Consider the following 12431-nt stretch of genomic DNA (forward strand, 5'->3'; position numbering starts at 1 on the left):
ACCCTAACCCTCTCCCCTTTGGGGAGAGGGCAGGGTGAGGGGCAGGTGTTTAGTTACGCCAGCAGCAGCGCATTCACACGTTTAATGAACAGGTTAGGATCTTCCAGCGTGCCGCGTTCGGCCAGCAGGGACTGATCCAGCAGCAGTTCGACCCACTCGGCAAAGCGGGCGTCGTCCTGGGTATCCGCCGCGCGTTTCACCAGCGGATGATCCGGATTAAGCTCAAAGATATATTTCACTTCCGGCATCGCCTGGCCCGCGGCGGCGAACAGCTTCGCCATCTGGGTGCTCATTTCGTCAGCATCGGTGGTGACAATCGCCGGGGTATCCGTCAGGCGGTGCGTGAAGCGCACCTCTTTCACGCGATCGCCCAGCAGGGTTTTCACGCGCTCAACAAACGGCTCCAGCGCCTTCTCGGCTTCTTTCGCGCTTTCGTCCACTTCATCCGCCAGCTTGTCGATGGATTCGTCCGCTTTGGCTACGGACTGGAACGCCTTACCGTCGAACTCGGTCAGGTAGTTCATCATCCACTCGTCGATGCGGTCAGACAGCAGCAGCACTTCGATGCCTTTCTTGCGCAGCAGCTCCAGGTGCGGACTGCTCTTCGCCGCGGCGTAGCTGTCGGCGGTGATGTAGTAGATCTTCTCCTGCCCTTCCTTCATGCGGGAGACGTACTCTTCCAGCGACACGGTCTGCGCGGAGGAGTCGGCGTGCGTAGAGGCGAAGCGCAGCAGTTTGGCGATCGTTTCCACGTTCGCGGTGTCTTCCGCCGGACCTTCCTTCAGCACCAGGCCGAACTGTTTCCAGAAGGTCTGATATTTTTCCGCATCGTCCTTCGCCAGTTTTTCCAGCATCTGCAGCGCACGTTTGGTCAGGGCGTTGCGCAGGTTACGGGTGACGGAGCTGTCCTGCAGAATTTCACGCGAGACGTTCAGCGGCAGATCGTTGGAGTCTATCAGACCACGCACGAAGCGCAGGTAGTTCGGCATGAACTGCTCGGCGTCGTCCATGATGAAGACGCGCTGCACGTACAGCTTCAGGCCGTGCTTGTGATCGCGGTTCCACATGTCCCACGGCGCCTGTGCCGGGATATACAGCAGGCTGGTGTACTCCTGCTTCCCTTCCACACGGTTGTGGCTCCAGGTCAGCGGGTCGGTAAAGTCGTGGGCGATGTGCTTGTAGAACTCGCTGTATTCGTCGTCTTTAATTTCAGACTTGTTGCGCGTCCACAGCGCCTGCGCCTTGTTGATTTTTTCCCAGGAAACGACGGTTTCACCGTCTTTCTCTTCCTGTTTTTCAATCTCAACCGGCAGGGCGATGTGGTCGGAGTATTTGCTGATGATGGAGCGCACGCGCCAGTCGTTCAGGAAATCGTCTTCGCCCTCACGCAGGTGGAGAGTGATTTCGGTGCCGCGATCCGCCTTGGTGATGTCGTCAACGGTGTATTCGCCTTCCCCTTTGGATTCCCACAGCACGCCGTTCTCCGCGCTGTCACCCGCCGCGCGGGTGCGCACGGTGACTTTGTCCGCCACGATGAACGCCGAGTAGAAGCCGACGCCGAACTGGCCGATGAGCTGGCTGTCTTTCGCCTGGTCAGAGCCCATGGACTCGAGGAACGCCTTGGTGCCGGATTTGGCGATGGTCCCGAGGTGGTCGATCACCTCGTCGCGGTTCATCCCGATGCCGTTATCGGCGATGGTCAGAGTGCGGTTCTCTTTGTTGAACGAGACGCGCACGCGCAGCTCGCCGTCGCCTTCGTACAGATCCGGGTTAGACAGCGCGCGGAAGCGCAGCTTGTCCGCCGCATCCGAGGCGTTGGAAATCAGCTCACGCAGGAAAATTTCTTTGTTGGAATACAGGGAATGGATCATCAGGTGCAGAAGCTGTTTTACTTCTGACTGGAAACCACGGGTTTCTTGTCCTTTCATCTAAGTCGACCTCAACAATGCCATTTAATGGGGTTGTAAAACGTTGAGTGAGAGATGGGGATAAGGGGGGAAATTTTCAAGCGGAGGCCGCGCGCGCAGCCTCCGTTTGGTCAGAAAATAATCTTGTGACGCCCGGCCAGGGAGTGTGACAGCGTGGTGCCGTCTACCATCTCCAGCTCGCCGCCGACCGGCACGCCGTGAGCGATGCGGCTGGCGTCAACGCCATACTGCGCGCACAGCTCGGCGATGTAGTTGGCGGTTGCCTCCCCTTCCACCGTCGGATTGGTGGCGAGGATCACCTCCTTGATGGTTTCGGACTCAAGACGCTGTTCAAGGCGGTCAAGACCGATATCATCCGGGCCAATACCGTCGAGCGGAGAGAGATGCCCCATCAGCACGAAGTAGCGACCGGAAAACTGCCCGGTTTGTTCGATGGCGTAGATGTCCGCAGGACTCTCCACCACGCAAATCTGGCCGTTTTCCTGACGACGCGGGTTCGTACAGATGTTGCACACGTCCTGCTCGGTGAAGGTGCGGCAATCCGCACAGTGACCAATTTCCGACATGGCGCGGGTCAAAGCCTGCGCCAGGCGCATCCCGCCGCTGCGGTCGCGCTGCAATAGCGTAAACGCCATGCGCTGCGCCGACTTCGGGCCAACGCCCGGCAGGCAGCGCAGTGCTTCCATTAACTGCGTGAGCAGCGGACTGGTTTGCATCAGAACGGCATCTTGAAGCCAGGCGGCAGCTGCATGCCGCTGGAAACGGAGGCCATTTTCTCTTTCTGGGTTTCGTCGATACGGCGAGCGGCATCGTTAAACGCGGCAGCAACCAGATCTTCCAGCATCTCTTTGTCGTCTTCGAGCAGGCTCGGGTCGATTTCCACGCGACGGCAGTTGTGCGCACCGTTGATGGTCACCTTGACCAGACCGGCACCGGACTCACCCGTGACTTCCAGCTGAGCGATCTCTTCCTGCATCTTCTGCATTTTTTCCTGCATCTGCTGAGCCTGCTTCATCAGGCCACCCAGACCGCCTTTTCCACCAAACATAGGCTTCTCTCTTCTTTCACATTTAAGGATTACAACCGTAAGTCAGACTCACGATCAAATGGGGCGGATACTCTCTTCATCCAGATCGGCGTCGAAGAACCGGCGCAGGGTCTGAATGTTGTTATCCGCAATAATCGCCTCGCGCGCCTGCGCGAGCTTCTCTTCATAAATGGCCTGGCGCCACTCGAGCGGCGTTTTCACTGACGGATTATCATCTTCAATGATAGTCAATTCAACCGGCGCCCCCTGCAATGTGGCGAGCGCCTCGGCCAGCGCCTTTTGCGCGCCAGGGGAATTGAGGTGACGCTGGCCCGGACGCAGGTGCAGACGCACCTGATTGCCGTCCTGCTCTTTCCAGGCGTTCAGCGCAACCTGCTCGACCAGCTTCGGCAGCTGGAGTTTGCTGACCTCGGCGGCCCAGGCGTCGCGCGCAATGGACTCTTCGGCAAGCTTCGCGGAAAGCTCCGGCGTTTTTTCATGCTCCAGCGCCTTTTTCAGCGCTTTTGGCGTGGCAACCTCTTCCTTCACCGTGTCAACAACGGTGGTCGCCTTCCAGCGGTAAGCCTCTTCTTTCACCGGGGCTTTCTGCTCGAGCGCGGACGGTGCCGGACGCGACTGCACGCGCTCCGTTACCGAGGCCAGTCGTTCAAGCGCGGCGTTGTTCACCGGCCGCGCTCTTCCTGGCGCTGCCGGTTCACTCTTTTTTGGTTTGGTTACTCCCTGCGCACGCTGCAGCTGGCTGCGCGCGGCAAGCACCGAACTGGTGGCATCCGACAGCGGCACGTTCTGCTGCGGTGGCGGCGTCGGCTGCTGAGGCACCTGCTGCGGTGACATCACCGCCGTCGGGGCGACCGGGGCAAATGACTGGCGCGGCACGTCCGGCTCCGGGAGCGGCATGCGCGGGTGGAACGCCAGCGCGCGCAGCAGCGTCATTTCTACGCCCATACGCGGATCCGGCGCAAACGGCAGCTCTTTGCGACCAATCAGCAGCGTCTGGTAGTAAAGCTGCACGTCGGCAGGCGGTACGGTGCGGGCAAGTTCACGCATCCGCTTTTCAATGGCGGCCATATCCGCGCCAATCGCCGACGGAGAAAGCTGGAGCATCGCCACGCGGTGCAGCAGGCTGAGCATTTCCACCAGCAGCCCTTCCCACTCAATACCCCGGGCAGCGGCCGCGTTCACCTGCGACATCACGCGTTCGCCGTTGGCGGCAATCATGGCTTCAATAAGCGACAGCGCCTGATCGTCATCCAGCGTGCCGAGCATGGTGCTGACCGCCTCGGTGGAGAGCTTGCCGTCACCGCTGGCAATCGCCTGATCGGTCAGGCTGAGCGCATCACGCAGGCTGCCGTCCGCCGCGCGGGCCAGCAGCTGCAGGGCGCGCGGTTCGTGGACAATCTTCTCTTCATCAAGAATGTGCTCAAGCTGCGCGCGGATCTGTTCGACATCCAGCGCCTTCAGATGGAACTGCAGGCAGCGTGACAGAATGGTGACCGGCAGCTTTTGCGGATCGGTGGTCGCCAGCAGGAACTTCACGTGCGCGGGCGGCTCTTCCAGCGTTTTCAGCAGGGCGTTGAAGCTGTGGCGCGACAGCATGTGCACTTCATCGATCAGGTAGACCTTGAAGCGGCCGCGCGCCGGGGCGTACTGCACGTTATCGAGCAGATCGCGGGTATCTTCCACTTTGGTGCGCGAGGCGGCGTCGATCTCGATCAGATCGACAAAACGCCCCTGCTCGATTTCCCGGCAGTTATCGCACACGCCGCACGGCGTGGCGGTGATCCCGGTTTCGCAGTTGAGACCTTTTGCCAGCAGGCGGGCAATAGAGGTCTTACCGACGCCGCGGGTACCGGAGAAAAGATAGGCGTGATGGATGCGACCTAGCGACAAGCCGTTCGCCAGGGCCGTCAGCACATGTTCCTGACCGACAACGTCAGCAAAGGTTTGTGGTCGCCATTTACGGGCTAACACCTGATAACTCATGGGCAGGCTCTGCAACGCTGGAAGGTGAATTTATGGAGGGGAATGCTATCACAACCTCACCCATTGAGCGAGGTTGTGAAAACCGGGATTAGTGACCCGGGAAAGGCACCAGGCTGTAGCTGGTAATACCCTGTTTTTCCAGGCGCTGTTCACCGCCGAGATCGAACAGGTTGATGATGAAGGCCGCGTCGGTCACTTCCCCACCCAGACGGCGGATCAGCTTCACGGTCGCTTCAATGGTGCCGCCGGTTGCCAGCAGATCGTCCACCACCAGCACTTTGTCGCCAGGCTTGATCGCGTCAACGTGGATCTCCAGCTGATCGGTGCCGTACTCCAGCTCGTAGCTTTCTGCGATGGTTTCGCGCGGCAGCTTGCGCGGCTTACGCACCGGCACAAACCCCACGCCCATCGCCAGCGCAACCGGTGCGCCGAACAGGAAGCCACGGGCTTCGGTACCTACTACTTTGGTGATCCCGGCGTTTTTATAACGCTCGACCAGCAGTTCAATGCTGAGCGCGTACGCTTTCGGGTCTTCCAGCAAGCTGGTGACATCACGGAAAAGAATGCCAGGCTTTGGATAGTCCTGGATGCTTTTGATGCTGTTTTTCAGATATTCAAGCTGCTGTGCAGTTGCGGTCATCGGTTTGTGCCTAAATGAAACAGTGTTACTCACGGCGCGCAACGCGTGGGCAAAGGTAACAATCGTTTAACCTTTAACCAGGCGCGCCTGTGCTCGAAAACGGTCGAATTTACTGGCTGTACGCAATAATTGCAACAGCCATTATGAGGCTTCAGTGCTTTTGTTGCTTTTCATCAACCACGGGGATCCGCCACATGAAGATAAGCAGGCAGGTCAGGATGACCAGCAGCAGGATCCGCACCCACATCATTTTCACCAGCCATAATGAAATGGCGAAGGTGATGAGGATCACCGCGATCGCGCGCGGCTTCGCCCCGGGCGGCATGGCCCGATGCTGTTGCCAGTGCCGCAGATAGCCGCCAAACCATGAGCGATAGAGCAGCCAGTGGTGAAAGCGCGGTGACGATCGGGCGAAGCACCAGGCCGCCAGCAGGATAAACGGCGTGGTCGGCAGCAGGGGTAAAACCACGCCCAGCGTGCCAAGCACTACCGCGAGCCAGCCAATGATGATTAAAATAGTACGCTGCATAATGCGAATCGTTATCAAACTGAACGGCTACTTTACCACTGGAGAGCGTCTTGAAAACAGCACTGCTTCTTGAGAAGCTGCAAAATCAGCTGATTGCTCTGCGGGAGCAGGCCACGCCGCTGATGGGGCACGCCACGCTGAAACCGCGCTTTGACCGGCAGCTTTTTCGCACCCGCAGCACCGTATTTCAGGATTACCTTGCCGAAGCGCAGACCAACCTCGACGAGCTTCGCCATGCGGTTGAGAATAAACAGCAGGAACAGGTGGCGTGGCTTGCCGAGCATCTCACCGAGCAGATCATCGCGCTGCATCGCGAAATCGCCGCCTGGCCGCTGCGCGCCTGGGACAGCGCCTCCCCCGGGCTCGGCAAATGGCAGCGCAAGCGGCTGGAGAACCAGGAGTTCGAGCGCCGCCTGTTTGAGATGAAGCGCGAGCGCGAAGTGCGGCTGAACAACAGCGAAACGCTGGAAGAACAGCAATTACTGATGCGCGAGATTAGCGCGCTGGAAGGACGCATTGTGCGCTGCCGTCAGGCGCTGGACGAGATTGAACGCGTCATTGAACGTTTGACCCGCTAACAGGAGCCACACCCATGTCACTGGAAAATGCACCCGATGAGGTCAAGCTGGCCGTCGATTTAATTATGCTGCTGGAGAATCATGATATTCCCGCCGAAACGGTGCTGAAAGCGCTGGAGATAGTGAGAAAGGATTTTGAGGGTAAATTACCCTCCCCCCTCACCCCGGCCCTCTCCCCAAAGGGGAGAGGGGGAAAAGCAGACTAGTGACAATCATTCAGCCCGCACCCAACTGTTCCCTCTCCCTTCAAGGGAGAGGGTTAGGGTGAGGGTTAGAGTTGTCATCACCCTTAATCTCGCGCTTCACTTCCGTATGCTCGTCACCTTTCTCATTGTGCAGGTGAACCTCAAGCTGGTTGAAGGCGATATTAATGTCGTTTTCACGGCACAGGCGATCGATAGCGCGATTAAGCTCATCAACGGTGTAGCTGCGATCGCGGAGCTCGCGAACGTATAAGCGCAGCTCGTGATCCAGCGTGCTTGCACCAAAGGTGGTGAAGAACACCGACGGCGCCGGATCGTGCATCACTTTCGGATGGTCGTTCGCCGCTTTCAGCAGTACCTCTTTCACCTTGTCCAGATCGGAACCGTAGGCCACGCCGAGGCGGATCACCACGCGCGTCGTGGTATCAGAGAGTGACCAGTTGATCAGACGCTCGGTCACGAACGCTTTGTTCGGGATGATCACCTCTTTGCGATCGAAGTCGGTAATGGTGGTCGCGCGAATACGGATCTTGCTGACGGTCCCGGAGAAGGTGCCGATGGTGACGGTATCGCCGATACGTACCGGACGTTCAAACAGAATGATCAGGCCAGAAACGAAGTTACCGAAGATCTCCTGCAGGCCAAAACCGAGGCCGACCGACAGCGCGGCAGCAAGCCACTGCAGTTTATCCCACGATACGCCCAGCGAGCCAAAGACCGTCGTCGCGCCGACGATAATGATCACGTAGTTGAGGATCGTGGTAATCGCATATGACGCCCCCTGCCGCAGATTCAGGCGGGACAGCACCAGCACTTCCAGCAGGCCGGGAAGGTTGCGGATCAGCGCCCAGGCCACCACCGACGACACCAGCGCAAACAGCAGGCTGCCCATGGTCACGCTTTTCATGACCGCCGCGCCCGCTTCGGTTCCGTTGTATTGCCAGAGGGTAATACTGTCGAGATAGGCGAAAACGGTAATAAGATCGGACCAGATAGCCCAGAACATCACGGCAAACAGGGCGATCATCACCAGCATGGTGATGCGCAGCGTCTGCTGGTTAACCTGTTCCAGCGCGATGGTCGGCTCTTCCTGCGGCTCCGCGCCTTCGGCTCCCTCTTTCACCTGGTGCTGACGACGCGCGATAGCGCGGCGATAGGCAATACGGCGGGCCGCCACGCTCAGGCCGCGCAGCACGGTCTGATAGAGCAGGTTCCAGACGATCACCAGATAGACCGTTTCAATCCAGCGTCCGGACAGGCGCAGCGTGGTATAGAAGTAGCCCGTTGCCGTCAGCACCATCAGCGCCAGCGGAATGATCGCCAGCACCGTCACGGTCGCCAGGCGAATATTGTGGGACTCTTTATCACGCCAGCTGTCGCGGCACATCGGCCACATCAGGATCGCAATCAGCAGCAGGTTCAGCAGGATGACCAGCTGGCCCAGCACGTCATCCATCAGATGCAGCGGAGAAAGCTCAGAGACAACCGACCAGAAGTGCAGCGGCAGCAGCGCCAGGCTGATGCGCACGATCTGGCGACGCCAGTGGCTGGTCAGCTGCGCCGGCATGTTGAAATGACGCACCGCCACGCCGTCTTTTTCCAGCACCTTCCAGCACAGCCCAAACACCAGCCAGAACAGCGCCAGTTTTTTACTGAACGCCCACAGCAGATCGCTGACGTTGAGCTGCATGGTGAGCAGAATCAGGCCCACGGCCAGAATAATCAGGCACACCGGCAGGGCGCGAATGAGATCGATCAGAATCGCTTTAGGCGTATGGAGCTGGCTGTCGTTGCGCAGCTGCCCCACTTCGGAGGCCAGCTTCGCCTGGTATTTTTTCAGCCATTTCAAACGCCAGCGAATCAGCCCCGCGATGAGAAGCAGCGGTAAACCCGCCAGCAAGGCAATCGTCACCGCAGGCCAGGCTTTCTCCCAGTTCACGGTGATCTTCATGCTCTTGATCTGCGTTTTCAGCGTCTCAGGGAAGGATTTAATCCAGTCCCAGTCCATCGGCTTGTTGCTGTTTACCCAGAAAATCTGCTGGGTCAGGATCTCCTGCAGGCTTTTCGAGACGCTCACCAGCTGCTGCTGGTTGATCTGCAGGTTGATGGCCATCATCAGCTGGTTACCCAGCTGTTTGTTGAGCTGGTCCAGCAGTTCGCGACGCATATCGACAACCTGGAGCAGCGCGTCGTGCACTTCCGGGTTCACGTCGCTGGAATGCCCTTCTTCAATTTTGGCGACAAAGGTATCGCTCTGGAAAAGGGCATCGCGCTGCTGGTTGACGTCAAACTGTTCCAGACGTAAATCCGCAATGCGGTTGGTCATGTCCTCCAGCTCATCGGCGGACGGGAGCGTCTGCTGCTGCTGGTAGAGAATACGCGACAGCAGGAGGCTGCCCTTCAGGACCGCGATCTGCTCTTTGATGTTGCGTTCCGCCTGCAGCGCGCGATCCAGCCAGTTCTTCACTTTAATATTTTGCTGAACCAGCGAGTTGCCGTTTTCCGTGGCCAGTATCAGGCGCTGGCTAAGCTGGTGATTGGCCTCAAGCTCCTGCTTCACCAGCGGGTTGGCCTGAATGCGGGCGGTTTCGTCAGGGGATACGGCCTCCTGGGCGGTTTTTTCCGTTAGCGTCAGGCGCTTGCTGTTGACCGCTTCCTGCAGCAGCTGAAGCTGGTGTTCCAGACGGTTAATGTTCGCGGTGACGTAATCACGCTGCTTCTGCAGCGTATCCTGCAGCACCGTATTCCCTTCCAGGCTTTTACGCTGCTGATCAATCTGCGCGTTGAGCAATGCCTGCTGAACCAGCAGCAGGGTTTGCTGCGTCGGACGCAGCGTACCTTCGCCCACCGTGGTTCCGTTGAGGCGGTTGCGGATCTGCTGCAGCTGCTGAGACGCGGCGTACATCGCGTTTTGCACGCGCTCGGGCTGGGTCTGCAGGGAGACAAGCTGGCTATTATAGGTGGCGAGATCGGACTGCGCCGTTTGCAGGTCATCGAGCAACTGGGCGACGCGCGTCTCAAGCTGACGCAAGGAGAGCGTGGCGAGCGTTTTGCGCGTTTCGTCGTCGTTATCAACGTCACTCAGGGCATTTAGCGATTCCGTCGCTTTACGCATGTTCTCAGGCGCCTGCGCCACCTTCTGGCGCAGCTGGGCGGTTTCAGCTTTGACGCGTTCAATTTTATCCAGCGTTTCCAGCGTTTCCGTCAGGTCCTGCTGGGTGAGTTTCTCCTGCGGAGAGAGCTCTTTTTGCTTGTTCAGCGTGTCGAGCTGAGACTGAACATCAGCGCGCGAGGGAATATCATTGCTGTTATCGGCGCGGGCCCAGGTCAGCGGCGCCGTGGCAAAGAAAAACAGCACCGCAAGGAGCAATGCAAAAACAGGATGTTGCGAGCGATTGATGGGCAGCATAGTTGTGAATGATGTCAGAAGATGACCGAAAATAGTCCGGCGTGAAGAATATCACGCTCGCCGAAAGCAGAATAGCGCGAACGTTATCCTCTGAGATAAATCCTGGAAAGGATCAGGCCGTTAGCGAAGGCGCGTCGTTGCGCAGCGTCGGGCAGAGCTGAAGCATTTCCAGTAAAATCGCGACGTAGCTGCGGGCTTCCTCTTTGAGATCAAAGGATTGTGGCGAAAAAAGCCAGTTTTCCATCAGGCCCGAGATGTAGCTGCGCATCAGGATGGCCGCCCGACGGGTCAGGAGGTTGGCCGGCAGCAGTTTGGCCTGCATGCACTGGTTGAGGTTCTGTTCGATACGGTCATAGCTTTCCAGGCTGAGGCTGCGTTGCGCCTGCTGCACCACCGCCATTTCTCCCACGAACTCGCATTTATGATAAATAATTTCCATCATTAATCTGCGACGTTCTTCAACTACCGTTGCTTCAAGGATATATACTAATATTTCTCTTAATACTGAGAGTGGATCGTCAGGGAATTTTGCCCGATACTCACTCTCGAGATCGCTAATGCTGGACTCTGAAAGCTCCCAGATTTCGCTGAACAGATCTGACTTGTCCTTAAAATGCCAGTAAATCGCTCCCCGCGTCACACCGGCAGCCTGAGCAATTTGTGCCAGCGAGGTAGAAGAAACACCCTGCTGCGAGAACAAACGTATTGCCACATCAAGGATGTGTTGTCGGGTTTCAAGCGCTTGTTGTTTAGTTTTTCGTGCCATAGGTGGGTGAATTTACAGGAGTCAGATTTACATACATTTGTGAATGTATGTACCATAGCATGACGATAATATAAACGCAGCAATGGGTTTTAGACTCAGGACCCTTGATCAATTTGAAATCGGACACTCGAGGTTTACATATGAACAAAAACAGAGGGTTAACGCCTCTGGCGGTCGTTCTGATGCTTTCAGGCAGCTTAGCGCTAACAGGATGTGACGACAAACCGGCTCAACAAGGAGCTCAGCAGGCGCCAGAAGTAGGCGTCGTGACGCTCAAATCTGAACCTCTACAAATCACCACCGAATTACCAGGCCGGACAAGTGCTTACCGTATTGCGGAAGTGCGTCCTCAGGTGAGCGGCATTATTCTGAAGCGTAACTTCACCGAAGGCGGTGATGTGAAAGCCGGTGAGTCTCTGTATCAGATTGATCCAGCAACCTATCAGGCATCGTATGAAAGCGCGAAAGGCGACCTGGCAAAAGCGCAAGCCGCAGCCAAAATCGCCCAGGTGACGCTGAACCGCTATCAAAAACTGCTCGGCACTAAGTACATCAGCCAACAGGATTACGATACCGCCCTGGCAGATGCACAGCAGGCTAACGCAGCCGTTGTGGCAGCGAAAGCAGCCGTCGAAACCGCGCGCATTAACCTGGCCTATACCAAAGTGACCTCACCTATTAGCGGTCGCATTGGTAAGTCTTCCGTCACGGAAGGTGCTCTGGTGCAGAACGGCCAGACCACTGCCCTGGCGACCGTGCAGCAGCTCGATCCGATTTACGTTGACGTGACGCAGTCCAGCAATGATTTCCTGCGCCTGAAACAGGAGCTGGCAAACGGCACCCTGAAACAGGAAAACGGCAAAGCCAAAGTGGAGCTGGTGACCAACGACGGCATCAAGTTCCCGCAGGAAGGTACGCTGGAATTCTCTGACGTGACGGTTGACCAGACCACCGGTTCCATCACCTTACGCGCGATTTTCCCGAACCCTGACAAAAATCTGCTGCCGGGTATGTTTGTTCGCGCGCGTCTGGAAGAAGGTACCAACCCAACCGCACTTCTGGTTCCACAGCAGGGTGTGACCCGTACGCCACGCGGCGATGCGAGCGCGCTGGTTGTGGGAGCTGATGACAAAGTCGAAACGCGCAATATCACCGCTACCCAGGCGATTGGCGATAAGTGGCTGGTGACGGAAGGTCTGAAAGATGGCGATCGCGTGATTGTTTCTGGTTTGCAAAAAGTTCGTCCTGGCGCGCAGGTTAAAGCACAGGAAGTGAAGTCTGACGATAAACAACAGGCTTCGGCCGCTGGCCAGTCAGAACAAACCAAGTCTTAACTTAAACAGGAGC

At 57.5% G+C, this 12431-nt stretch carries 11 protein-coding genes and 1 other annotated feature; of the genes, 3 read left to right on the top strand and 8 right to left on the bottom strand.

Annotation, left to right across the window (positions count from 1 at the left end; genetic code table 11):
• Window positions 1–53: 53 nt before the first annotated feature.
• The 6 genes from htpG to ACMWKK_RS09870 all read right to left on the bottom strand — a co-directional run bounded on the left by htpG (window position 54) and on the right by ACMWKK_RS09870 (window position 6128).
• Window positions 54–1928: a molecular chaperone HtpG gene (gene htpG, locus ACMWKK_RS09845; RefSeq protein WP_112781130.1), complete on the bottom strand. Its 1875-nt coding sequence runs from the start codon at window positions 1926–1928 to the stop codon at window positions 54–56.
• A gap of 110 nt (window positions 1929–2038) precedes the next feature.
• Window positions 2039–2644 (bottom strand): recombination mediator RecR, encoded by a 606-nt coding sequence (recR, locus tag ACMWKK_RS09850; protein ID WP_006809843.1) that lies wholly within the window; start codon window positions 2642–2644, stop codon window positions 2039–2041.
• Window positions 2644–2976: a YbaB/EbfC family nucleoid-associated protein gene (locus ACMWKK_RS09855; RefSeq protein WP_003858972.1), complete on the bottom strand. Its 333-nt coding sequence runs from the start codon at window positions 2974–2976 to the stop codon at window positions 2644–2646. The genes recR and ACMWKK_RS09855 overlap by 1 nt, the downstream gene beginning before the upstream one ends.
• Window positions 2977–3030: 54 nt before the next feature.
• Window positions 3031–4959 (bottom strand): DNA polymerase III subunit gamma/tau, encoded by a 1929-nt coding sequence (gene dnaX, locus ACMWKK_RS09860; protein WP_112781129.1) that lies wholly within the window; start codon window positions 4957–4959, stop codon window positions 3031–3033.
• Window positions 3637–3701 (bottom strand) — a sequence feature (DnaX frameshifting element). Its footprint overlaps the gene before it by 65 nt.
• Window positions 4960–5047: 88 nt before the next feature.
• On the bottom strand, window positions 5048–5599 hold the full coding sequence (gene apt, locus ACMWKK_RS09865) for an adenine phosphoribosyltransferase (protein WP_000127359.1): 552 nt from the start codon (window positions 5597–5599) through the stop codon (window positions 5048–5050).
• 151 nt (window positions 5600–5750) lie between these two features.
• Window positions 5751–6128, bottom strand: a complete 378-nt coding sequence (locus ACMWKK_RS09870; protein ID WP_032638552.1) for a DUF454 family protein — start codon at window positions 6126–6128, stop codon at window positions 5751–5753.
• Between the two features lie 50 nt (window positions 6129–6178).
• Here ACMWKK_RS09870 and priC point away from each other — a divergent pair, with 50 nt between their 5' ends.
• Both priC and rsmS read left to right on the top strand, forming a co-directional pair.
• Window positions 6179–6706 (top strand): primosomal replication protein N'', encoded by a 528-nt coding sequence (priC, locus tag ACMWKK_RS09875; protein WP_045328400.1) that lies wholly within the window; start codon window positions 6179–6181, stop codon window positions 6704–6706.
• A 14-nt stretch (window positions 6707–6720) separates the two neighbouring features.
• Window positions 6721–6912: a pleiotropic regulatory protein RsmS gene (gene rsmS / locus ACMWKK_RS09880; RefSeq protein WP_406542789.1), complete on the top strand. Its 192-nt coding sequence runs from the start codon at window positions 6721–6723 to the stop codon at window positions 6910–6912.
• Between the two features lie 40 nt (window positions 6913–6952).
• Here rsmS and mscK read toward each other — a convergent pair whose 3' ends face one another.
• A complete protein-coding gene (gene mscK / locus ACMWKK_RS09885) occupies window positions 6953–10318 on the bottom strand; it encodes a mechanosensitive channel MscK (protein WP_112781127.1) in 3366 nt (1121 codons plus the stop codon).
• Window positions 10319–10430: 112 nt separating this feature from the next.
• On the bottom strand, window positions 10431–11084 hold the full coding sequence (gene acrR / locus ACMWKK_RS09890; RefSeq protein ID WP_161656322.1) for a multidrug efflux transporter transcriptional repressor AcrR: 654 nt from the start codon (window positions 11082–11084) through the stop codon (window positions 10431–10433).
• A gap of 140 nt (window positions 11085–11224) precedes the next feature.
• Between acrR and acrA the strand changes: the two genes are divergently transcribed.
• Window positions 11225–12418, top strand: a complete 1194-nt coding sequence (acrA, locus tag ACMWKK_RS09895) for a multidrug efflux RND transporter periplasmic adaptor subunit AcrA (protein WP_045328396.1) — start codon at window positions 11225–11227, stop codon at window positions 12416–12418.
• Window positions 12419–12431: the final 13 nt, after the last annotated feature.

The sequence above is a fragment of the Enterobacter sp. 01-M-03-SI-ECC genome, assembly GCF_047530215.1.
Classification (GTDB): domain Bacteria; phylum Pseudomonadota; class Gammaproteobacteria; order Enterobacterales; family Enterobacteriaceae; genus Enterobacter; species Enterobacter chengduensis.